Here is a 24,781-nt window from a genome sequence, read left to right on the forward strand (position 1 = left end):
ATAATTTCAAGGGTAGCCCCTTATCGCCGGAAGCCGGGATAAGGGGTTTTTTATGGCTTCTCCATGCAAAGTTCAACCAATACGCCATTTGTGTTTTTGGGGTGAACAAAGCAGACCAATTTATTATCGGCTCCTTGTTTGGGCGTTTCATTCAACAAGGTAAAACCGGCTTCCCGAAGTCGTTTCATTTCCGCTTCAATATCGGTTACGCCAAAAGCAATGTGATGAATTCCCTCCCCTTTCTTCTCTATAAACTTGGAAATCACTCCATTAGGGTCGGTGCTTTCTAATAGTTCAATTTTTGTGGGCCCGGTCTTGAAAAAAGCAGTGGCTACTTTTTCAGATTCAACGGTTTCCGTTTTATAGCAAGGCGCATTCAAAAGAACCTCGTACAAGGGAATGGAAACATCCAGGCTTTTCACAGCAATTCCAATATGTTCAACGTTTTGCATATCAATAGTTTAGCTAAATTAATGACAACTTGTTTACGAAATCGGTAAAATAAGAGTTTAATGTTGCGCTATCGCTTAAAAATAGAACCATTTGAGGTAAATTTGTGTTTAAATAGAGAGACTTAAATAGAATTTGACATGCTGAATTTACCAATTTACTTAGATCATAATGCTACTACTCCCTGTGACCCTCGAGTAGTAGAGGCAATGTTGCCGTATTTTTCAAGCCACTACGGAAACGCTGCCAGCCGTAACCACCCGTTCGGATGGGCTGCGGAAGAAGCCGTTGATTATGCACGCGAACAAGTGGCAAAACTGATTGGAGCCGATCCTAAAGAAATCATTTTTACTTCAGGAGCAACTGAATCAGATAATTTGGCTATCAAAGGTGTGTTCGACATGTACGCCAGCAAAGGAAATCACATCATTACAGTGGTTACCGAACACAAGGCGGTATTGGACACCTGTAAGCATATTGAGAAAGTAGGCGGAGAAGTAACCTATATGCCGGTTGACGGAGAAGGGTTGATTGATTTAGCTGCTTTAGAAGCTGCTATTACTCCAAAAACGATCTTGATCGCTATCATGTATGCGAACAACGAAACCGGAGTAGTGATGCCTGTGAAGGAAATCAGTGCCATTGCCAGAAAACATGGCGTATTGTTTTTCACAGATGCTACACAAGCGGTAGGTAAAATTCCGGTAGATGTAAACAAAGATGGAATTGACTTAATGGCAATTTCAGCTCATAAAATGTACGGTCCAAAAGGTGTTGGTGCCTTGTACGTTCGTCGCAAAAACCCACGCGTAAAAGTTACCGCTCAAATGGACGGTGGCGGTCACGAACGTGGAATGCGCAGTGGTACTTTGAATGTAACCGGTATCGTAGGATTCGGTAAAGCATGCGAAATAGCTATGCAAGAAATGGAATCAGAAGCCATTCGTTTAAGCAAATTGCGCGATAAATTAGAGTCTGCTTTGATGCAATTAGAAGAAGCGTATGTAAATGGTAGCCGCGAGCACCGTTTGCCTCACACTACCAATATTTCATTCAAATACGTAGAAGGAGAAGGTTTGATGATGGGCTTTAATAAAAACATTGCCTTGTCTTCAGGATCTGCTTGTACTTCGGCTTCTTTGGAACCAAGCTACGTATTGAAGGCATTGGGATTGGGAGATGATTTGGCGCACAGCTCACTTCGTTTCGGATTGGGTAAGTTCACTACGGAAGAACAAATTGATTATACCATCAAGGCTGTTTCTGAAACCGTAACCAAATTGCGTGAAATGAGCCCACTGTGGGAGATGTTCAAAGAAGGAATTGATTTGAATTCTATTGAATGGGCGCACCACTAGTTAATTAATAATTAACAATTAATAATTAAGAATTAGTAAATAACAATTAATAGGAACGAATAAAATCATACAACTATGGCATATTCAGATAAATTGATCGACCACTACCAAAATCCTAAGAATGTTGGTACTCTCGATAAATCAAAGAAAACAGTAGGTACCGGTTTAGTAGGTGCACCTGAGTGCGGCGACGTAATGCGTTTGCAAATTGAGGTAGACGATGCTACCGGAACCATCACCGACGCTAAATTCAAGACCTTCGGTTGTGGAAGCGCTATCGCTTCTTCTTCAGTAGCAACTGAGTGGTTAAAAGGTAAAACAGTAGAACAAGCCTTAACAATCGACAATATGGATATCGTGGAAGAATTGAACCTTCCTCCGGTGAAAATTCACTGCTCTGTATTGGCCGAAGACGCAATCAAAGCTGCTATCAATGACTACCGCGTTAAAAACGGTTTGGAAGCGATTCAGTTTGAAGAGAAAGGCGTTCATTAATTGAACTGTAAAATCCTGTGATATGAGTGTTGCATTAGACAATGGAATATATGTGAGTGATAAAGCCAAAGAAAAATTGGCGAAGTTGAAGGCTGATGCCGGAATTGATGACAATTCCGACTATTTCCTCCGCGTTGGGGTAGTAGGTGGTGGCTGTTCAGGGTTGAGCTACAAACTCGATTTCGACAACGAAACCCGTCCTACTGATCAAGTGTTTGAAGACAATGGAGTGAAATTGGTAACCGACCTCAAAAGTTTCCTTTATTTGGTAAACACTATGTTGGACTTCAGCGATGGGTTGAACGGAAAAGGATTCTTTTTCAACAACCCCAATGCCAGCCGTACTTGCGGTTGTGGCGACAGTTTCTCCGTTTAGAGATTTCATTTGAACTGGTAATATAGAAGTCCCGATCTAATTAGGTCGGGATTTTTTTTGCGCTAGATCCAAAAAAAATCCCGCTCTTTTGGAGCGGGTTGTGCAGTAGGTTTTGGAACGTATAATTTGGTATAGCAATCGCCAGAAACCGTATAATGATCTTGTATAGGATTTGTAATTGGGACTCGAATTTAAGGAATGATTGAATACAAAGAGCAAAGAGTTAATAAAAAATTAAAGAAGAGAGGGTAATTTGAGAATGTGATGGTTTGATAATGCCGAAATGAAATACAAAGAAAGAAGAGGGACACTGCGAAAACGCTGCGCCGCTGCGGTGAAAAAGAACAGGGGAATACAGGAAGCGAGGAAAACAGGAGACGAAGAGGGAGGAGAATTTGAATATGTGATGGTTTGATAATAGGGAACTGAAATACAAAGAAAGAAGAGGGACGCTGCGAAAACGCTGCATTCGCTGTGCCGCTGCGGTGAAAAAGAACAGGGGAATACAGGAAGCGAGGAAAACAGGAGACGAAGAGGGAGGAGAATTTGAGAATGCGGTGGTTTGATAATGCGGGAGTGAAATATAAAGAAAGAAGAGGGACGCTGCGAAAACGCTGCGGTCGCTGCGCCGCTGCGGTGAAAAAGAACAGGGGAATACAGGAAGCGAGGAAAACAGGAGACGAGGAACGAGGAGAACAGTAAACGAGGAGGGAGGAAAGAGGTAGGCAGAGAACGAATCTTTACGAATGCTTAGCGGGCTTCGCGTGCTTTGCGGTGAAGAATAAAGCCTGCGCTTCGGTCCCATTCTTAACCCTTAATTCTTAATTATTAATACCCCTTGCTTCCGTTCTTTCTGTACTTCCCAATAATGCAGTATTTTCGTACCCATGTGGTCATTATGTAAGAAAGAGTTCCGGCAGTTCTTCAGCAGTCTGACCGGTTATATTGCCATAGCGGTTTTTTTGCTATTGAATGGCTTGTTCCTGTTCGTATTTCCGGATTCCAATTTGCTCGATTTTGGGTATGCCAGTTTGGAGAAATTCTTTGAAATGGCGCCTTGGATCATGTTGCTATTGGTGCCGGCGATCACCATGAGAAGTTTTTCTGATGAATACAAAGGTGGCACTTTTGAACTGCTGCAAACCAGACCACTTCACCCTAGAGCCATTGTGTTGGGGAAATACCTCGGTGCTTTGATGGTGGTTTGGATCGCCTTGATTCCAACCTTGGTTTATGCGATAAGTGTTCAAATGCTTTCTTCCGAAGGAGGTATCGATATTGGCGCTACCATTGGCTCCTATATTGGACTCTTCTTCTTGGCTGCCGTATTCGTTTCCATAGGAGTTTGTTGCAGCAGCTTCACCTCCAACTCTGTAGTCGCTTTCATCATCAGCTCATTCGCCTGCTTTTTACTGTACAGTGGATTCAATGCCATCAGTAGAATACCGGCTTTTCAGGCGGGAGCCGATTATTATATCGAGATGCTTGGTATCGACTTTCACTATAGAAGTATCAGCAGAGGCGTGGTGGATAGTATCGACGTGATCTATTTCCTAAGTGTGATCGCTTTTCTTCTCCATATAACCTATAAAAACCTGTTTAAACGATAGTTGATCTATGAAAAAACTACTCAATAGTAAATTCGATTGGATTGTAGTGTTGTTGGTTTTGATTGGACTCAACATCCTTTCAGCCTTTTGGCATTTCAGAATTGATTTAACTTCTGAAAATCGGTATACCCTTTCTGCTCCTACAAAGAAATTATTAAAAGGCTTGAAAGAGCCTGTAAAAATAACCGTGTTTTTAGAAGGAGATTTGCCATCCGGATTCAAAAAGCTAGCAAATAGCAGCCGCGAATTATTGGAAGAATTCAAAGAATACGGCGGTTCTAAAATTCAATTCAAATTCGAAAAGATTGGCGAAGGCTTAGAAGGAACCGATAAAGATATCTACCTCGATTCAATGGTGCGCTTGGGTATTAAGCCCTACAATATTAAAGTGCAGGCGAAAGAGGGCGATGCCAATGAAGAGCGATTGGTGGTACCCGGTGCCATTATAGAAACAAAAGGTATTGTTAAAGCTATAAACCTACTTTCAGGACAACAATCTTCTTCGCTCGATCAAGCTGTTATCAATAGCACTGAAGCGCTTTTGGAATACAAGTTTGGGCAAGCCATTCAAAAAGCAACAGAAGAAAGAACACCTCTGGTTGGTTATTTATTGGGAAATGGAGAAACTTTCAATCCAAATGTAAACAGTTTGGTGCGAGAAGTATTGATGCAGAACTACCAAACCGATTTCTTACCTATTGACAGTGTAGGTTTTGTTTCTCAAGAATACGATGCGTTGGTTGTAATGAAGCCTACAAAACCATTCAATGATCAACAAAAGATAAAGATCGATCAATACATTATGAATGGTGGTAAAGTGCTGTGGTTAATTGATCGTTTGTATGCTGAGATGGACAGTTTATTGAGAACGCAATCGGATTTCATTGCATTTGACCGCAATCTTAATTTGGAGGATCAGCTGTTCCGATATGGAGTGAGAATCAATCCCGATCTGGTTCAAGATTTGCAAAGTGATAAGTTTCCGTTAGTTGTTGGTAGTGTTGGCGATCAACCTCAAATGGAATTAGTAGACTGGCCTTATTTTCCGGTGCTGAGTTCGTACACGAATAATTCTATTTCAAAAAACTTGAATCAAGTTTTGTCCATCTTTCCAAATTCAATTGATACTGTTGCAACACCTGAAGTGAAGAAAACAGTGTTATTGGCAACTTCTGCGAATGCAAGAACCTTGAGTACGCCAGCCATTGTGAGTTTGAACAGTGTGAAAACGGAAGAGGATGTAAAAACTTTTACCAAAAAGCACATACCCATTGCGATGTTGTTGGAGGGTAAGTTTACTTCGTTGTACAATAACCGTCTTCCCAAAGCCATTCTCGATACCTTGGCGGCGATGAAACTGCCTTTCCAGTCGCACTCGATTCAAAACAAGATGATCGTAATTTCTGATGCTGACATTGCCACCAATGTTGTTACTCAGAAGGAGGGTCCGTTACCGGTTGGTATGAATCAGTTCACTAAAATGCAATATGCTAACAAAGATTTTCTTTTGAATTGCATGGAGTATTTGGTAAACCCAAGTGGTATTCTTGAAACCAGAGCAAAAGATTTCACACTACGATTGTTGGATCCCAAAAAGGTGGAAGAAGAAAGAACAACTTGGCAATTGTTAAACATTGCAGGACCGGTTGTAATTATAATATTATTCGGGTTTATATTTCAATCTTTGCGTAAGCGCAAATATCAACGTTAATTTTTCATATACATCATTATCATGTCAGTTGATCAGATCACGTATATCGTTTTTGGGCTCGTTTTGGTAGTTGCGCTCGTGTTCGACCTAGGACTCTTGAGTAAAAAAAATCAAGTAGTATCAATAAAACAGGCCTTGAAGCAAACCTTTTTCTGGGTTGCGTTGGCGCTCAGCTTTTTTGTATTTATGTGGATTGAGAAAGGGCAGCAACCGGCGTTGGAATACTTGAGTGCTTACTTAATGGAGTGGAGTTTGAGTATTGATAACATTTTCGTGTTTATTCTCATTTTCACTTCTTTCAAAGTAAAAGAACAATTTTTTGGAAGGGTGTTATTAATCGGAATATTGATGGCCATTGTATTTCGCATTCTTTTTATTACGGTGGGGGTAGCTTTGGTGAATAAATTTGAATTCCTATTGTATCTTTTTGGAGCATTCTTGTTGTACACCGGTTACAAAATGTTTACGGCTGATGAAGATGAAGCTTTCGACCCTCACGACTCCAAGATATATCGCTTCTTGAGAAAGTTCCTGCCGCTCACTACGCACGATGGAAACGGGAAATACGTAGTAAGAGAAAATGGAAAACCGGTGTATACGACCTTGTTTGTAGTAGTGATGATGTTAGCGGCTATTGATCTGGTTTTTGCATTAGATTCCATTCCTGCAGTAATGGGTATTTCACGAGATAAATTGGTGATTTATACCTCTAATATCTTTGCCGTACTCGGCTTGCGCTCTTTGTTCTTCTTGTTAAGAGGGGCCGTGAGCAAGTTTGATTACTTGCAACAAGGGATTGCAATTGTATTGATTTTTATTGGCGTAAAGATGCTGGTAGAACATTGGATTGAACCATATATCTCAAAAAATAATCTCGTCTTTATTTCTCTGGGTGTAATCGTACTATGTATATCGGGATCGATTTTCTATTCGATTTTTATGCAGAAAAAAGGATTGCCAAAAGATGAAGTGGATGAATCAGTAAAATCATAAGGATACGTGTCGTACACCCTTCAACATATAGCCAAGATCCTTAAAAGCAAATCTGAAATCAGTTCGGAACAATTGATCAATTATTTATTGATCGACAGTCGAAAATTGGTGCATGCGCCTACTACTTTGTTCTTTGCCTTGAAAGGTCCTCGTAACAATGGTCACGCGTTTGTGAAGGAATTGTACGATAAAGGAGTACGAGCATTTGTGGTAAGCGAGTCGGGCTTTCAAGAACTAGCTCCGGAAGCCTCCTTTATAGAAGTATCCGATACGCTGAGCGCCTTGCAGTTATTAGCTGCGCATCATCGCAAGCAATTCAATATTCCGGTTATTGGAATCACCGGAAGTAACGGTAAGACAATTGTAAAAGAGTGGTTGTATCAATTGCTACAGGATTCTTTTTCTATTGTTAGAAGTCCCAAAAGTTACAACTCTCAAATTGGAGTTCCCTTAAGTGTGTGGCCAATGATGGAGCATCATCAATTGGCATTGTTTGAAGCGGGAATTTCTCAAAGTGGTGAAATGGATAAACTTCAAAAAATTATCCAGCCAACCATTGGGGTGTTCACTAATATTGGAGAAGCACACAGTGAAGGATTCTTGAACATTCGCCAAAAAGTGAATGAAAAGCTGCGTCTTTTTACCCATGTAAAAACATTGATCTATTGTAAAGACGATCCGCAGGTTCATACTGCAGTAGCAGGATTGTGGCAACAATTGCATCGCGACGACTCTAATGATTTCACACTCTTCAACTGGAGTACGGTTTCTGATGCAACCCTTCAAATTCTTACCATTTTTAAGGACAATGGAAAGAGTTTGATTTCTGCTAACTATAAAGGTCAAACCATTCAAATTGAAATTCCTTTTACCGATGATGCATCTGTTGAAAACGCGATTCATTGTTGGTGTGTAATGCTTCATTTGGATGTGAAACCCAAAGAGATCAGCAAACGCATGAAGCAATTAGAAGCCATTGCAATGCGCTTGGAACTAAAGCAAGGGGTAAATCATTGTTCAGTTATCAATGATAGCTACAACACAGATATCAATTCTTTAAAAATAGCGTTGGATTTCTTGGTGCAACAGCAACAACAGCCCAAGAGAACCGTCATTCTTTCAGATATCTTACAGAGTGGTAAGCCTGAAAGAGAGTTGTATCAAGAGGTTTCTGATGCGTTGAAACAACGTGAGGTACATCGCTTCATAGGTATTGGCGAAAAACTTTATGCCTACCAAAATTTGTTTCAACAACTCCCCAATTTGGAGACCAAATTTTACAAGAGTACGGAATCTTTTCTCTCTGATTTTCCTCAGTTAACTTTTCGGGAAGAAGTAATTCTATTAAAGGGAGCTAGGGTGTTTGAATTTGAGTTGATCAATCAGCGTTTAGAAGAGCAACGTCATCAAACGGTGATGGAGATTAATTTAAACGCGCTGGTTCACAATTTAAAATGGTATCAAGAGCAATTAAAACCGGGTACACGTATTATGGCAATGGTGAAAGCCTTTGCTTATGGTAGTGGTTCCTATGAAATTGCTCGTTTGTTACAATATCATAAGGTAGACTATTTGGCGGTTGCCTATACCGATGAAGGGGTAGCGCTCCGAAAGCGAGGCATTCAACTACCTATAATGGTGATGAACCCCGATGCCAGTAGTTTTGATCAGCTCGTTCAATTTCATTTGGAACCTGATGTATATTCTGTTTCACTATTGAATGAATTGGTAGACTATCTGAAAAAGCAAGGCATTGAACATTTTCCGGTACATATTGAATTGGAAACCGGGATGAATCGTCTTGGCTTCAATGAAAAGGAACTAAGTGTTTTGGAAACAGTATTGGATACAACGGTTCTAAAAGTGCAAGCTTTCTTTAGTCATTTAGTAGCCAGTGAAAGCCCGGCTTTTGATGGGTTTACACGTCAGCAAGGGGCTTTGTTTGTGAAGATGTGTGATCGGTTATCGGCCAAGCTTAGTTATCCGGTATTGCGTCACCTTTCAAATACATCGGGGATCGCAAGATTTCCGGATTTGCAGTTTGATATGGTACGACTGGGAATTGGGTTGTATGGAGTAGAATCGGGAAATACCCATATTAGAGAGGCGTCAACGTTAAAAACTTCCATAGCACAGATCAAGCAATTGGAACCGGGAGAGACCGTCGGCTACGGAAGAAAGGGAATATTGCAAAATGAAGAAATTGAGAGGGAGGGAAAGAGAAGAAATGAGTTGGAACAAGGGGGCGAAAAGCCTTGCAGTTTCGAAGAACAGCAGAAAGCCTTAGGAGAAATTAGCAGAGCGGGAACAATAGCAACTATTCGGATAGGATATGCCGATGGCTACTCAAGAGCCTTGAGCAATGGAAAAGGAAAAGTGATGATCAAAGGGCAGCTGGCTCCCGTGGTTGGGTGGATATGCATGGACATGACCATGGTAGACATTAGCCATATTCCCGGGGTAAAAGAAGGGGATGAAGTGATTGTATTCGGTGGTCCACTTTCAGTGAAAGAAGTGGCCAAATGGGCCGATACCATCCCTTACGAGCTCATTTCCGGTGTTTCGCAACGTGTTAGAAGGCTGTATTACGAAGAATAACAAGCCTTTCAGGGTTTTTACCCTTAACGGCTTTCAAAACTGATGCACTAAAAGTATATTTGTAACCTAAATTTTTAGCGGTGAAACTACGTACGGTTGTTTTGGTGATTTTGTTGGTAATTTTTGCGGATCAGGCTCTTAAAATTTGGGTGAAAACATCCATGTACTACGGAGGTCATATTACCATCTTCAAAGATTGGTTTCGTTTGTATTTCATCGAGAATGCAGGCATGGCCTGGGGCTGGAAATTTGGAGGTGACTTCGGGAAATTAGCTCTCACCTTGTTTCGCTTGGTAGCCGTTATTTTCGGGGTGTTTTATATTAAGAGTATCGTTAAAAAGGAATATCATAGAGGCTTCATTATTTGCGTTGCTTTGATCTTTGCAGGAGCATTGGGAAATTTGATCGACAGTATGTTTTACGGGCTCATTTTCGACAAAGGAATGACCATCGATAAACTCACTGGCGATAATATGGGATACGTTGGCCTAGCCACCATGAATTTCAAAGGATACGGGTCATTCTTACACGGCAATGTGGTAGACATGCTCTACGTTCCCATCATTGAAAACAAAATTATGCCCGGTTGGGTACCTTTCATTGGTGGACAAAGCTTCACATTTTTCTCCCCTATTTTTAATTTGGCAGATGCTGCTATAAGTGTTGGGGTAATTGCCATCTTGATTTTCCAAAAGCGATTCTTCAAAGAAGTGCCTGCAACCGCCACGCCTACCGTTGAAACCAACGCGGTGGAATCGGACGAGAAGCATGTTTTATAAAATCGAATCTTTAATCTTCAATTCATAATCGATGGAATACAGAATAGAAAAGGATACCATGGGCGAAGTAAAAGTACCTGTGGATGCGATTTATGGTGCCCAAACACAACGTAGTATCGACAACTTCAAAATTGCTCAAGACATCAACCGGATGCCAAAAGAAATCATTCGTGCTTTTGCATATTTGAAGAAAGCCGCAGCTATAACCAATTTTGAAGCAGGTGTTTTACCGAAGGAAAAGTGTGATTTAATTGGAACTGTATGTGATGAAATTTTGACCGGTAGCCTCGATGCATATTTCCCATTGGTGGTTTGGCAAACCGGAAGCGGTACCCAAAGCAATATGAATGTGAACGAAGTGGTGGCATATCGTGGTCACGTATTGAAAGGCGGTGCATTGACCGATAAAGAAAAATTCCTTCATCCGAACGATGATGTGAACAAGTCTCAATCTTCAAACGATACCTTTCCAACTGCGATGCACATTGCAGCCTATAAGATTTTAGTAGAAACTACAATTCCCGGTATTGAAAAATTGAGAGATACGCTTGCTGCCAAAAGCGCTGCATTTATGCACGTGGTTAAAATTGGTAGAACCCATTTTATGGACGCTACGCCTTTAACAGTAGGGCAAGAGTTCAGTGGTTATGTTGCTCAGTTGAATCATGGTTTGCGCGCCATTAAAAACAGCTTGGCTCACCTTAGTGAATTGGCTTTGGGTGGAACAGCAGTAGGTACCGGTATCAACACTCCTAAAGATTATGCTCCGAATGTTGCCAAGCATATTGCTGCATTAACTGGGTTGCCCTTTGTAACGGCTCCAAATAAATTTGAAGCATTGGCTGCACATGATGCGATAGTAGAAGCACACGGTGCATTGAAAACAGTAGCAGTAAGTTTGATGAAAATAGCAAACGATATTCGCATGTTGTCTTCAGGTCCGAGAAGTGGTATTGGTGAATTGTTCATTCCTGATAATGAGCCCGGTTCTTCGATCATGCCAGGGAAAGTGAATCCAACGCAGTGTGAAGCATTAACAATGATTGCTGCGCAGGTACTGGGTAATGATGTTGCTATTAATATTGGAGGTGCCAATGGTCACTTTGAATTGAACGTATTCAAACCGGTAATGATCTACAATTTTTTGCACAGTGCTCGTTTAATTGGAGACGGTTGCGTAAGCTTTAATGATAAGTGCGCAGTGGGTATTGAACCTATTGAAGCCAATATCAAAAAGCACGTAGACAATTCATTGATGCTGGTGACTTCTTTGAATACAAAAATTGGTTATTACAAAGCGGCTGAAATTGCACAGAAAGCGCACAAAGAAGGAACAACGCTGAAAGAAATGGCTGTGAAGTTGGGTTATGTTACGCCGGAGCAATTTGATGAGTGGGTTGATCCTGCAAACATGGTGGGAGAGATCAAGTAAGAAGTTTTATGTTATTCCTTATAAGTAAAGAAGGCTTCGGCCTTCTTTTTTTGTGTCCAAAAAAAATCCGGCTCAGTAAAAACAAAGCCGGATACAATCAGAATTAATCCAACTAAGGTGAATAAAACACTTTAGCGTGGATGAGTGTAACAATGTTGAAAGTTCGAATTGCCATTATACTAAAGGCTAAAATAAGAGATTGATAAGAGACAGGAAATCCTAGTCGACCAATCAGTGGGATGTATCGACGAACAACCTCGAGTTCAGTTTACAGTTTAATTGGCCGCTTTATTTACCTTGACCAATAATCACCAGCTCACTATTCAGAACCACATTCTCAAAGGGATGGCTCTCGCTTGATTCTTTTTGATCTATCAACTTGAAAAGTAATTCTGCGGCGCGGGCACCTTGATCGTAGGGGAATTGTTCCACAGAAGCCAAAGGTGGTGTTTCTAAGTAATGCGTAATAGGAAGGTTCGCATAGCTAACGAAGGCCAAGTCTTTATTGATCTTTAATTTTTTCTTTCTTACATACTGCATGGCATCGAGCGCCACATAGTCGTTAAACGTTATAATGGCTGTTGGCTTGTTTTTCAAGGCTAGTAGCTGGTCCATGGCTTTTTGCGTTCCTTCTGCAGAGAAATCGGAACTTACCACTAAAGAAGGATCATGAACGATCTTGTTCTTTTTTAGTCCGTTTAAGTATCCTTGAAGGCGCTCGTTTTTAATGCTGAGTGTATCGGGCCCCTGTATGTAACCAATTCTTTTATGCCCTTTCTTGATCAAAAAATCAATGGCTTCCATGGAACTGTGATACAGGCTGCACCAAACAGAATGAATATTCGGCACGTCGGGAACACGGTCGAAAAACACTACCGGAATATTGAATTGCAATAAACTTTGAAAATGATCCACATTTGAGGTGTTCTTGGAGATGGATACCAAAAGCCCGTCTACACGGTGTTTCTGCATGGTTTCTACCAAGGTCTTTTCACGGTCAATGCTGTCGTGGCTTTGACCCATCAGCGCGATATAATTGTTCTCAAATGCCTTGTCTTCAATGCCACTGGTAGCCAACGAAAAGAACTCTTCCCGGAGATTGGGTAAAATGACCCCGATGGTATAAGTCTTGCGCTGCTTGAAAAAGATCGCGGTTTGATTGGGAACATAATGCAGTTCTTCCGCCAGTTTTTTTACTTGCATTTTGGTACGCAAGCCAATACTGGGGTGATCGTGCAAAGCACGAGAAACAGTTGAAACTGAAATATTTAATCGTTGCGCAATCTCCTTTATAGTAGGCAGCTTCTTTTCCATACTGCGATATTAAGAAATAGCCGCTAAAAAAATGATGCAAACGGTTGCTTGATTTGAAAAGGACCAATAATCAGCGGTTTTCCACTTTTTAAAAGATTTTGAAACAACAATTCAAAAGACTTTCATTAAATTTAGAGAGCTGACAGCTAGTAGCAGATATAAACAATGGTAGTAGCCGGAACATTGATTCCGGCTTCTTTTTTAATGATTCCTGAATATGAAAAATAAAGGCCTTTTCTTATCCTTCCTCTTTTGCTTGCTGAGTAGCTTGGAAATGAATGCACAAACCGATTGGCTGCTTGATGGAGCGCCCTATAAATCGTTCTTCCAATACGATCCTCGAACACAACAATACACCCTATCCAATGGATTGGTAAAGCGCAGTTTCTACAAAGGTCCTAATATGGCTTGCGTAGGATACCTAAACTTAACTACGAATCAAGAGTTATTAAGAGCCATTAGTCCTGAAGCTATTTTATACATCAATGGAATACGATATGCGGTGGGTGGATTGCAAGGGCAGTCTGAAAAAGCCTATCTGCAGCCAGAATGGTTGTCTTCTTTAAAAGCAGGAACCAACGATTTCATTTTTACCAAAGTTGAAACCGAACCACTTACACCTCGAATTAAGACCAAGTACCGATTTTGGAGCGGCGCCGTGTTGCCCTACAAAGGAATACACGTGAAGTTCAGCTATTCACATCCACAATTCGCAGGGTTAGAGGTTGTGGTGCATTATGAATTGTTCGACGGTGCACCATTGATTGTAAAATGGATTGGCATCGAGAATAATTCTGATAATCAAGTTTACTTGAATAGAGTAGAGAACGAAGTGTTGGGATTAGTAGAAGAAGAAAGCGCCGTAGTGGGCAAACCAACAGAAATGAAGAAGCAGCATGGAATCTATTTAGAAACCAACTATGCTTTTAATAATGCGATGAGGTATGATATTAGTGATCAAACTACACACTGGAACATTGATTCTACTTATACTTCACAAGTGAACTACAATTATGAAACACCTTGTTTGTTGGAAGTATATCCGGAAAAAGCACCCGGTATTACGCTTGCAAAAGGAGAACGTTTTGAATCGGTGCGCACCCATGAATTGCTAATGGACGGATACGATCGGGAACGAAGAGGAATGGCCATTCGTAAGATGTATCGCACGGTGGCTCCGTGGACACAAATGAATCCCATTTTCATGCATCTTGTAAGTTCCAACGACGAACAAGTAAAAACAGCCATCGACCAATGCCTAGCTACCGGATATGAAGCCGTTATTCTCAGTTTTGGCTCTCATTTGAATATGGAAGATACCAGTGCTGCCAATTTGAATCGATGGAAAAGCTTGGCCGACTATGCTCATCAAAAGGGAATTGCGTTAGGTGGTTATTCTTTGTTCAGCAGCAGAAGAATCAGCGATGAAGACGATGTAATTGATGCCAAAACCGGCAAGCCGGGTGGTGCATTTTTCGGCAACGCACCTTGCTTTGGAAGTAAATGGGGGCTTGCTTATCGCGATAAAATAAAAAACTTTTTCAAGTATACGGGATTTGATATTTGGGAGAATGATGGACCTTATCCGGGCGATCAGTGCGCCAGTACCGTTCACCCCGGGCATAAAAATTTAGAGGACTCACAATGGCGCCAAATGGAAATTCAAAAGGAATTGTACCGTTGGCTCAATGAAAAAGGGGTTTACATCAATGCCCCCGATTGGTATTTCATGGACGGCACTCATAAAATTGCCATCGGTTACCGAGAAGTGAATTTTTCATTGTCGAGAGAACAACAGAAAATATTGAACCGCCAAAACATCAATGACGGCACTTTCGAAAAAACACCGGCCATGGGTTGGGGATTTGTTCCTCTCACACGCTACCAGGGTGGCGGACCGGAGGCTATCTTAGAACCCTTGAGTGAGCATCTAGCCGACTATAAACAACTTATGTTTCAGTATTATGGTGCCGGAGTGCAAGCCTGTTATCGCGGTCCTCGCTTATACGATACTGATACCACTCGAAAAGTGGTGGCCGAAATGATAGCTTGGTATAAGAAATACCGAGACCTGTTGAATCAAGATATTGTTCATTTGCGAAGAGCAGATGGCAGAGATTGGGATGGTTGGATGCATGTGCAAAGTTCCGGTTATACTCGCGGAATAGTGCTCCTGTTCAATCCAACATCCACTCCAATGAAGAAAAAAATTAAAATTCCGCTTTATTATACCGGATTGCAAGCAACCGCAATAGTGAGCAAAGAAGGGAAGTCGTCAAAATTGTATTCGATCAATAAAAATAGCGAAATTGAAATGGAAATTGAATTGGCCCCCCTTTCTTACAGTTGGTGGACAATTCAAAAACAAACCAAGTAAACCAAACACTGATATGAAAAAGGTACTAACAGTTGCATTGCTTTTGGCAACTTTTACAGCGAGCGCCCAGAAATACGAAGCCAATTGGGAATCACTCGATGCTCGCCCTACACCACAATGGTTTAAAGACGCAAAATTTGGAATTTTCATTCACTGGGGTGTATATGCTGTTCCCGGTTGGAGTACCAAAGGGAACTATGCGGAATGGTATCAACAAGGATTGCAAACCACTGATACGGCTCGTCAAAGATTTCACAAAGCTAAGTTTGGAGATAAAACCTATTATCAACTCGCAGATGATTTCAAAGCTGAATTATTCAATCCCGATGAATGGGCCAAGCTTTTTGAAAGATCAGGCGCGAAATACATTGTGCTAACATCTAAACATCACGATGGATATACGCTGTGGCCTAGTAAGGATGCCGATAGAACTTGGGGATTTCCATGGAATGCGGTTGCAGTTGGTCCTAAAAGAGATTTATTGGGCGATCTTTTTAAAGCAGTAAGAAAAACCTCCGTTCATGCAGGAATGTATTATTCTCTATACGAATGGTTCAATCCACTTTGGAAAAAGGATCCCGCTGCTTTTGCACAGCAACACACTTGGCCTCAAATGAAGGACTTGATCAATACTTATCAACCCGATGTGTTTTGGACCGATGGTGATTGGGATGCTTCAGCAGAAACCTGGAAAAGTCAAGAGTTTCTTAGTTGGTTGTACAATGAAAGTCCGGTGAAAGAAAAGATAGTCGTAAATGATCGTTGGGGATCAGGGATTCGATTTAAACATGCCGGTATATATACACCGGAATATCAACCCGATTTAGATTTTGAAGATCATTATTGGGAAGAGAGCCGCGGTATGGGATATAGCTACGGCTATAATAGAGAAGAAGATGCATGGGATTATAACAGTACGCAAAGTTTGGTGATCGCTTTAATTGATAAGGTAAGTCGTGGCGGAAACTTTTTATTAGACATCGGTCCCGATGAACATGGGAAAATTCCACCCATTATGCAAGAACGTTTGTTGCAAATGGGAGAGTGGATGAAAGTAAATGGAGAAGCAATTTATGGAACCTCTCGTTGGAAAACACCGGTTCAATGGAGTGAAGGAAAAAGAGATTACAAATTCAAAAACGAACACAATACGGAAGACTGGAAAACCGGTGGTGATGTGATGTTGAAGTTAACAGTGGATCCTGATCCGGGTTATGCAGTGAAAGAACTCTTCTTTACTTATAATGCTACTACCAATAGCTTGTATGGATTGTTCCCATCTTATCCTAAGAACAATCAAATGATTCTTCGCAATACTACATTGCCTGCGGGCACTGTAATCAGTTTCCTTAGCACCAAAGAACCCTGTTCTTGGAAACAGCAAGGAAACGATGTAGTGGTTCAGTTGCCTGCATTCAATGCTGAAATCGCAAAGGTTCCATACACGTATGCAATCAAGATCAGTAACTATGGACGTTTCGCTGCTAAACCTAAAGTAAATGTGAACTTTAAGCCAGGTGCATTGCAACCCGATATAACCATTCAAGCAGAAGACGGCGATATTGTTCACTATACTGTTGATGGCACGGAACCAACGATCAGTTCTCCTGTATATTCAGCACCATTTGTGATGAAAACGAGTACACCTGTGAAAGCGATTGCTGAGAAAGCCGGGGCGCTTAATAGTGCAGTGGTAGAAGTGCCGGTTAAAACCTACGAATGGAAAAAAGCGGTAAGTGGTGGTGGCGCAGCCGGATTAAACTATGCTTATTTTGAAGGTAAGCCGGCATCGGTAAACGAATTGCCCAACATGCAAGCAAAAACGAGTGGAATTGCATCAACAATTGACCTAAGTAAGCAAGAACGAAAAGAATATTTCGGACTGGTATTTACCGGATACATTACAGTACCAACTGCTGCGATCTACGAATTCTACATTGCGTCAGATGATGGTAGCAGTGTATGGATCGATGGAGAAGAAGTAGTGAATCACGACGGTTTTCATGGCAATGATGAAAAGAAAGGAAGCATTGCATTGAAAAAAGGCGCGCATCGAATTGAAGTACGTTATTTTCAAGGAACCGGTGGACAGGATCTTTGGCTGAAATACAGCAGCAGTACAATTAAAAAGCAAGTGGTACCTACCACTGCATTTACTCACTAATAATGGCAATTAACTTACATAACAAAGCAATTGTTGTAATTGGCGGAACAACCGGCATGGGGCAAGCTGCGGTGAAGTCCTTTTTAGAAGCCGGTGCTAAAGTGTTGGTGGTTGGTTTGCCCGATGGAACTGATTACGAGAATGGTCCGCATTTGCAGTATATTTTAGAAGATGCAACAAATCCTCATACCGCAAAAATGGCGGTAAAATCTTGTGTAGATTCTTGGGGGCATTTCGATGGACTGTTCCATGTAGCAGGTGGCAGTGGAAGAAAATGGGGCGACGGGCCTTTGCATGAACTTAGTGATGAGGGATGGGAGCAAACCTTGCAATTGAATTTAACATCGGTGATGTATTCCAATAGAGCTGCGGTTCAATATTGGATGCAATCGGGTACGCATGGATCGATTGTGAATATGGGCTCCGTTTTGGCGAATCATCCTTATGCTCCTCACTTTACAACATCTGCTTATGCAGCCGCAAAAGCTGCGATCGAAGGCTTTAGTAAATCAATTGCAGCCTATTATGCTGCTCATCGAATTCGAGTAAATGTGCTAAGTCCGGGATTGATTGAAACGCCGATGTCGAAACGCGCAGCAGGTGACGCTACTATTCAAGCATTGTTAAAAACAAAACAGCCACTAAGTGGCTCCATGGGAACAGTAGGCGATATAACAGGAATGGCTACCTTATTGTTAAGCGAATCGGCCTCGTTTATTACAGGACAAATAATAGGTGTTGATGGCGCCTGGAGTATCAGTTAATTATGAATGCAGCATTTACCATAGGATTAGACATCGGTGGAACGCAGATCAAATCGGTAATCTTGGATCCACAAGGAAGTTTGTTACACCAACAATTGTTTCAAACCAAGGATCATTTGCCGGGTGAGTGGTTGCAGTCGGTTCATGGAGCCGTGAAAGAACTTCGAAAGAGCATCGCAGATCAAGTTTATAGAATTGGAATTGCTGCACCCGGATTGCCCAATGCCGAGAATACAGCCATAGCAGTGATGCCGGGTCGACTTCTAGGTTTAGAAGGGTTGATATGGGAAGAGGCTTTTTCTACCCCAACCTATGTATTGAACGATGCAATTGCAGCATTGTACGCAGAAGCACATTTTGGTGCAGCAAAGGGGCATAAAAATGCCGTGATGCTAACATTGGGTACTGGAGTAGGAGGAGCCATCTTAATTGATGGAAAACCCTATCAAGGTGCCTTCGGTAAAGCGGGACATATTGGTCATATGGTGATTGATAGTGATGGGCCTCCCGATGTAACAGGTATTCCCGGTAGTTTGGAGGATGCAATTGGCAATGCTACAGTGGGCATTCGCTCTAACGGTACATTCAATTCTACGAGAGCCTTAGTGGAAGCACATGTTGACGGCGATGCCTTCGCAACAGAAGTATGGCTTTGTTCCGTTCGCAAACTGGCCATTGGAATTGCAAGCATAACCAATATCCTTTCTCCGGAAGCAGTTATTTTGGGAGGAGGCATTACGCAGGCAGGAGCGGTACTGATGGATCCCTTGAAGAAATACATGGAACAATATGAATGGAGAGCGGGCGGCAATCAAGTAGCCTTGAAATTCGCCACAATGAATGAAATGAGCGGAGCCATTGGAGCTGCTTATTACTCAATGAAAAAATAGAAACTAACATGTCGGTAATAAAAGAATACTTAGATAAATCGAGTTCAATATTGAATGCAGTGGCTGCACAAGAAGAAATGATTGCAAAGGCTGCCGACTGGTTTAGTGCAACTATACTTGGCGGTGGCATGGTGCATTTGTTTGGAAGTGGACATAGTAGAATAATGATCGAAGAAATGTGGCCGCGGTATGGATCCTTTCCCGGCTTCAACCCCATTGTAGAACTATCACTCACTTTTCATAATGCAGTGGTTGGGGCTAACGGACAGCGACAAGCGATGTATTTAGAAAATGTATCGGGCTTGGCAGAGAAAATACTTCGAAATTTCGGAATTCAAAAAACAGATACGGCATTAATTGTTTCATCAAGCGGAACCAATATCGTTCCTATTGAAATGGCTGAGGGTTTTCAAAAATTGGGGGTGAAAGTTGTAGCCCTGGTTTCATCTGCGCATAGTGCGGCTAGTACCTCGAAACGAGCAGATGGGAAGAAATTGACTGATTTTGCTGACTTGATTCTAGATACAGGTGCTCCGGTAGGAGATGCCATGATTACCATTCCCGGAATGATAACGCCCGTTGCACCCGGCTCTACTTTGGGCGGCGTGGCCATTATCAATTGTATTAAAGCAGCAGTTGCTGAAAAATTGGTGAACGCAGGCTTTGTGCCAAAAGTGTTGGCTGCGGGAGCCGTAGTTGGCAATGCCATGGCCACTGAATTGTTTGAAGCAGCTTATGATGAGCACGCGCATCGCATGGCAAAAGTATATTCTAAAACAGGATTAAACGATTGAACTATATGAGTATTCCTATTCGCACAACCGTAGTAGGCAGTTATCCCTTTCCCGGATGGCTCGAGTTTGCTACTTCTCATTTGAATGAATTTGGCGCAGCCGATAAAGAAGAAATGATTGAGGACGCCGTTATTGCTGCCATTCATGATCAAGTTACGGCCGGATTGGATGTGATCACAGACGGAGAACAAACGCGCCTTGATTTTAACCTCTCTTTTTACGGATATATCAGAGGAATTCAAAACAACGAATCTGAAACGCGGAAGTTCGGACCACCAGCCCACGATCAACGTGGAAAGCACTCCATCGTTGAAACTTTGACAGCCCCCAATGGTTTGGGTGCTGTGAAGGAATACGAACGTTTGAAAAAATTGGCACCCGCGGGTCCAACACTTAAAGCAAGTGTTCCCGGCCCCTATACACTTAGCGGACGTTTGATGCCCAATGCTCAATACAAAGATCGCTATGAAATTACAGAAGCCTTGTTGCCATTTGTTCGAAAAGAGTTGGAAGACTTGGTGGCAGCCGGTTGTAAAGAAATTACAGTAGATGAGCCGTCGATGAGTTGTTATGCTTATAAAGAAGACACCAAACGCTTTGTTGATATTTTCAATAGAACCGTAGCAGGTGTTGTAGGCAAGTGTAATTTAAGTACGCACCTCTGTTTTGGAAATTTTAAAGGAAGACCGGTTGGCTTTAGAAGCATCAAACCCATGCTTCCCGATTTTCTCGACATGAAAGTGAATGAAATTCATATTGAAATGGCCAATCGTGAATTTGCTGAGATTGAATTGCTGGCACCATTTGCTGAAGCAATGAATGTGGCCGTTGGTATAATTGATGTGAAAAACTATTACATCGAAACAGTAGACGATGTAGTGAGTCGCATTCGCAAATGCTTGCAATTTGTACCTGCTGAAAAGCTGTCGGTAGCACCGGATTGTGGGTTGAGTCAAACCGCACGATGGGCCTCTCGTCAGAAATTAATCAATATGGTAAAAGGAGCAAAACTGGTGAGAGCCACTTTATAGTATGATAAAACCGGTATTGCAAAACGAAGCTTTGATTCAGCAAATTGATCAAGAACAAAATGATCAAGAGGAATTGCAAGTATGGTGGTTGGGTCAAAGCGGTTATTTGATTCAATACAAAAGTGTACGACTTCTTATTGATCCGTATTTATCAGACACACTCACAAAAAAATACGCTGCTACTAACAAGCCCCATGTTCGCATCAGCGAATTGGTGGTAGAGCCTTCGCTTTTAAAAAATATTCAATTGCTAACGGCAAGTCATTTTCATACCGACCATTTGGATGCAGCCACTATTCTTCCAATATGGGAACAGAATCCCTTGATGAAAGTATTGGTGCCTACAGCGTTAAGGCAACAGTCGGCAGAGCGATTGAAAGTATCTGAAGAAGCATTGATCTGTTTAAGGGATGGAGAAGCAATCGACGTAAATGGTATTGGAGTTTATGGGGTGCCTGCGAAACACAATGAGATTGAACGCGATGAAAACGGCGCTTGCAAATGCATGGGATATGTATTCACCATTGGTTCCTTTACCGTTTATCACAGTGGCGATACTTTGTATTATGAAGAATTGCCGCAACTTCTAAAAAAATTTAAGATCGATCTGGCATTTTTACCTATCAATGGAAACGAACCCTCAAGAGGTGTAGCCGGTAACCTCGATGGGAAAGAAGCCGTACAACTTGCATTGGAAGCCGGTTTCAAGCATGTGATTCCAGGACATTATGATCTGTTTGCATTCAATACTGTTTCAACAGCACTGTTTGAATCAACCGCAACAAAAGCCCGTATTTCTTTTTCAATATTGCCATTGGGAGGCTATTGGAACAGTCGCAATTTTCTGTAAAAATCAATGGAACCGCATTCCTTTTTCAGTATCTTTAAAAGGATCAATCTACTGCGATTATGAAAGGCTTGCTCTACAAGAAATGGTATCTTGTGTTGGCTATACTGGTAGTTCTCGGTGCAGCCTTCTGCCTGTTTTCTCCTGCGCCAAAAGTTGACTACAATACCGAAGTAAAACCCATTCTCAATAAAAAATGCATTTCCTGTCATGGCGGCGTAAAAGCCAAAGGCGGCTTTAGTGTATTATTTCGAGAAGAAGCGCTGGCACCCACCAAATCGGGTAAACCTGCTATTATTCCGGGAGATGGTTCAGGAAGCGAAATGATTCGAAGAATCAAAGCTACCGATCCGGAGGATCGGATGCCTTATAAACACCCACCACTTTCCGACGAAGAAATCAAAACATTGGAAACTTGGATCGATCAAGGTGCAGAATGGGGCATTCACTGGGCCTACCAACCTTTAAAAGAAATTCCACTTCCCGAAGAAAATGCTTGGGCTAAAAATGAAATCGATCGATTCATCATCAAAGGATGGGAGAAATTAGATTTATCGGCTTCACCAGAAGCTACCAAAGAACAATTGCTGCGTCGTGTTTCACTTGATATTATCGGCATGCCAGCACCCGATTCCATAGCAAACTCCTTTCTTAAAGCAAGCGATGATAGGGCGTTTGAACGATTGGTTGACCAATTGCTAGCGCTTCCGCAGTATGGAGAGAAATGGACAACTATGTGGTTAGACCTTGCTCGCTATGCCGATACGAGAGGCTACGAAGCAGATAGAGGAAGAACCATTTGGAAGTACCGCGACTGGGTGATCAAAGCTTTCAATGCCGATAAACCCTATAACCAGTTTCTCATCGAGCAAATGGCAGGCGATCTCATGCCTAATGCAACCGATGATCAATACATCGCCACTGCATTTCATCGAAACGCTATGACCAACGATGAAGGTGGTACCGATAACGAAGAATTTAGAACCGCCGCTGTGATGGATCGAATCAATACTACTTGGACGGGCATTTTAGGAACGAGCTTTTCTTGTGTTCAATGTCATAGCCACCCTTACGATCCTATTCGTCATGACGAGTATTATAAATTCATGGCCTTCCTAAATAATTCTCGTGATGAAGACACTGAAGCTGAGTATCCACTACTTCGTCAATATGCGTCAGAAGATAGTTTGAAACTGGAACAAGTACGCAGTTGGATTCAACAAACATCAGGCGAAGCAAAAGCGAAGGAATGGAATTTGTTTTTGAAAACCTGGCAACCCACAATCAACTCATTGCTCTGCGATAAATTTGAAAATGCGGCCTTGGTAAGCAGTTGGTATGCAGGTATCCGAAAAGATGGTTCCTGTCGATTGAAAGACATCCAGTTCAATCAACAACCGCAACTACAATACCGATACATTACTTGGAAAAACGGTGGAGTATGGACGATAAGGTTAGACAGTTTAAATGGAAAGATTCTGGCCACCGTTCCTTTAGAAAACACCAATGGATCGTGGAAAATCAAAACCATCAATTTTCCGCAATTGCAAGGCAAGCATACATTGTATTATCAGTATGCTAATTCGGCGATGAAAAGTTTTGAAGAAACCGGTGTGTTGTTTGAGTGGTTCCGATTATCAGATCCTTTTCCCGGAGCAGGTAAGCCCGGATACGAAACCGCTTTTGCGAATTATCAAAAATTGTTAGAAGCATCAGTTCAAACCACTCCGATCTTAATTGAAAATAACAATGCTCAGTTCAGAAAGACGCAAGTTTTTGAACGTGGAAATTGGTTGGTAAAAGGGAAAGAAGTTGCGGCTGCGGTGCCTGCCGTTTTCAATCCATTACCAACGAATGCACCTAATAATAGAATGGGCTTGGCGCTTTGGCTTACCGATCAACGCAATCCGCTTACCTCTCGCACATTTGTGAATCGAATTTGGGAACAACTGTTTGGAACCGGCATTGTAGAAACATTGGAAGATCTTGGTACACAAGGAACCACACCCACACATCCTGAATTGTTAAACTGGATGAGTTATCAATTCATGACCAAGGATGCTTGGAGCATTAAGAAATTAGTAAGAAGGATCGTATTATCTGCCACCTATCGTCAATCTTCTGCGCTATCAACCGAAGCTTATAAAAAGGATCCATACAATCGGTATTATGCGAGAGGGCCACGCATGCGATTGAGTGCAGAGCAAATCAGAGATCAAGCTTTGTTTATTAGTGGCGTATTAAGCAATAAAATGTATGGTCCCGGTGTGATGCCATACCAACCCGACGGTATTTGGAATTCTCCTTACAATGGGGCACAATGGATTCAAAGCAAAGGAGAAGATCAATATAGAAGGGCATTGTACACCTACTGGAAGCGTTCTGCTGCCTATCCTTCTACCGTTGCTTTTGATGGACCCGGCCGCCAAGTGTGCACGGCTCGCCGTATTCGAACCAATACACCATTGCAGGCGCTTACGCTGATGAACGATCCTGCTTATTTGGATATGACAAGAAAGTTTGCCTATAAGATTATGAGTGCAGGAAAGGATTTGAATGCTCAAATTTCATATGGATATCAACGAGCTACCGGTCAAAAGATTTCCGATAAAAGTCTGCAAGTACTTTTGACGCTTTATAATAAAAGTCTCGCTTCTTTTAAAGCAGACAAAGAGAGAACCTGTGAAATGATTGGTGTGATGGACGAACATAACAATCCACCAACTGCTGCTATGGTTGTAGTAGCGAATGCAATTATGAATTTAGACGAGGTCATTACTAAATATTAAACGAATTGA

The 24,781-nt window shown here is 41.8% G+C and carries 19 protein-coding genes; 17 read left to right on the forward strand and 2 right to left on the reverse strand.

Features of this window, described 5'->3' with window-relative positions:
• Positions 1–50: 50 nt before the first annotated feature.
• Positions 51–452: a methylmalonyl-CoA epimerase gene (mce, locus tag ACQ2HE_RS15050; RefSeq protein WP_430901199.1), complete on the reverse strand. Its 402-nt coding sequence runs from the start codon at positions 450–452 to the stop codon at positions 51–53.
• Positions 453–590: 138 nt separating this feature from the next.
• Here mce and ACQ2HE_RS15055 point away from each other — a divergent pair, with 138 nt between their 5' ends.
• The 9 genes from ACQ2HE_RS15055 to fumC all read left to right on the forward strand — a co-directional run bounded on the left by ACQ2HE_RS15055 (position 591) and on the right by fumC (position 11,802).
• The gene (locus ACQ2HE_RS15055) at positions 591–1,808 is read left to right on the forward strand and encodes an IscS subfamily cysteine desulfurase (RefSeq protein ID WP_430901197.1); all 1,218 of its coding nucleotides are present in this window, start codon (positions 591–593) and stop codon (positions 1,806–1,808) included.
• Between the two features lie 75 nt (positions 1,809–1,883).
• Positions 1,884–2,303 carry a Fe-S cluster assembly scaffold IscU gene (gene iscU / locus ACQ2HE_RS15060; protein ID WP_430901195.1) on the forward strand — a complete coding sequence of 140 codons (420 nt, stop codon included), beginning with the start codon at positions 1,884–1,886 and terminating at the stop codon, positions 2,301–2,303.
• Positions 2,304–2,325: 22 nt separating this feature from the next.
• Positions 2,326–2,679 carry a HesB/IscA family protein gene (locus ACQ2HE_RS15065; RefSeq protein WP_430901193.1) on the forward strand — a complete coding sequence of 118 codons (354 nt, stop codon included), beginning with the start codon at positions 2,326–2,328 and terminating at the stop codon, positions 2,677–2,679.
• A gap of 887 nt (positions 2,680–3,566) precedes the next feature.
• Positions 3,567–4,289: a gliding motility-associated ABC transporter permease subunit GldF gene (gldF, locus tag ACQ2HE_RS15070; protein ID WP_430901191.1), complete on the forward strand. Its 723-nt coding sequence runs from the start codon at positions 3,567–3,569 to the stop codon at positions 4,287–4,289.
• 7 nt (positions 4,290–4,296) lie between these two features.
• Entirely contained in the window at positions 4,297–6,000 is a 1,704-nt protein-coding gene (gldG, locus tag ACQ2HE_RS15075) for a gliding motility-associated ABC transporter substrate-binding protein GldG (RefSeq protein ID WP_430901189.1), read from the forward strand.
• Positions 6,001–6,021: 21 nt separating this feature from the next.
• Positions 6,022–6,993 (forward strand): TerC/Alx family metal homeostasis membrane protein, encoded by a 972-nt coding sequence (locus ACQ2HE_RS15080; protein ID WP_430901187.1) that lies wholly within the window; start codon positions 6,022–6,024, stop codon positions 6,991–6,993.
• Between the two features lie 6 nt (positions 6,994–6,999).
• On the forward strand, positions 7,000–9,591 hold the full coding sequence (locus ACQ2HE_RS15085) for a bifunctional UDP-N-acetylmuramoyl-tripeptide:D-alanyl-D-alanine ligase/alanine racemase (protein ID WP_430901185.1): 2,592 nt from the start codon (positions 7,000–7,002) through the stop codon (positions 9,589–9,591).
• Positions 9,592–9,671: 80 nt separating this feature from the next.
• A complete protein-coding gene (locus ACQ2HE_RS15090) occupies positions 9,672–10,370 on the forward strand; it encodes a lipoprotein signal peptidase (protein ID WP_430901183.1) in 699 nt (232 codons plus the stop codon).
• A gap of 31 nt (positions 10,371–10,401) precedes the next feature.
• Entirely contained in the window at positions 10,402–11,802 is a 1,401-nt protein-coding gene (fumC, locus tag ACQ2HE_RS15095; protein ID WP_430901181.1) for a class II fumarate hydratase, read from the forward strand.
• A gap of 288 nt (positions 11,803–12,090) precedes the next feature.
• Here the strand turns inward: fumC and ACQ2HE_RS15100 are convergent, their stop codons facing one another.
• Positions 12,091–13,116, reverse strand: coding sequence for a LacI family DNA-binding transcriptional regulator (locus ACQ2HE_RS15100; protein ID WP_430901179.1), 1,026 nt, complete (start codon positions 13,114–13,116; stop codon positions 12,091–12,093).
• A 217-nt stretch (positions 13,117–13,333) separates the two neighbouring features.
• On the opposite strand from ACQ2HE_RS15100, the gene ACQ2HE_RS15105 reads away from it, so the two are divergent.
• The 8 genes from ACQ2HE_RS15105 to ACQ2HE_RS15140 are packed head-to-tail and all read left to right on the forward strand — an operon-like array spanning position 13,334 to position 24,772.
• Positions 13,334–15,493 (forward strand): alpha-galactosidase, encoded by a 2,160-nt coding sequence (locus ACQ2HE_RS15105; RefSeq protein ID WP_430901177.1) that lies wholly within the window; start codon positions 13,334–13,336, stop codon positions 15,491–15,493.
• A 13-nt stretch (positions 15,494–15,506) separates the two neighbouring features.
• Positions 15,507–17,657 carry an alpha-L-fucosidase gene (locus ACQ2HE_RS15110; protein WP_430901175.1) on the forward strand — a complete coding sequence of 717 codons (2,151 nt, stop codon included), beginning with the start codon at positions 15,507–15,509 and terminating at the stop codon, positions 17,655–17,657.
• Positions 17,658–17,659: 2 nt separating this feature from the next.
• Positions 17,660–18,421 (forward strand): SDR family NAD(P)-dependent oxidoreductase, encoded by a 762-nt coding sequence (locus ACQ2HE_RS15115; protein WP_430901173.1) that lies wholly within the window; start codon positions 17,660–17,662, stop codon positions 18,419–18,421.
• Positions 18,422–18,423: 2 nt separating this feature from the next.
• The gene (locus ACQ2HE_RS15120; protein ID WP_430901171.1) at positions 18,424–19,311 is read left to right on the forward strand and encodes an ROK family protein; all 888 of its coding nucleotides are present in this window, start codon (positions 18,424–18,426) and stop codon (positions 19,309–19,311) included.
• Positions 19,312–19,319: 8 nt separating this feature from the next.
• On the forward strand, positions 19,320–20,105 hold the full coding sequence (locus ACQ2HE_RS15125) for a sugar isomerase domain-containing protein (protein WP_430901169.1): 786 nt from the start codon (positions 19,320–19,322) through the stop codon (positions 20,103–20,105).
• A gap of 5 nt (positions 20,106–20,110) precedes the next feature.
• On the forward strand, positions 20,111–21,136 hold the full coding sequence (locus tag ACQ2HE_RS15130) for a hypothetical protein (protein ID WP_430901167.1): 1,026 nt from the start codon (positions 20,111–20,113) through the stop codon (positions 21,134–21,136).
• 1 nt (position 21,137) lies between these two features.
• Positions 21,138–21,986 carry an MBL fold metallo-hydrolase gene (locus ACQ2HE_RS15135; protein WP_430901166.1) on the forward strand — a complete coding sequence of 283 codons (849 nt, stop codon included), beginning with the start codon at positions 21,138–21,140 and terminating at the stop codon, positions 21,984–21,986.
• Positions 21,987–22,045: 59 nt separating this feature from the next.
• Positions 22,046–24,772: a DUF1553 domain-containing protein gene (locus tag ACQ2HE_RS15140; RefSeq protein WP_430901164.1), complete on the forward strand. Its 2,727-nt coding sequence runs from the start codon at positions 22,046–22,048 to the stop codon at positions 24,770–24,772.
• The last annotated feature ends 9 nt before the right edge of the window (positions 24,773–24,781 follow it).

It is taken from the genome of Endoryza foliicola (assembly GCF_050589245.1).
GTDB lineage: Bacteria > Bacteroidota > Bacteroidia > Chitinophagales > Chitinophagaceae > Endoryza > Endoryza foliicola.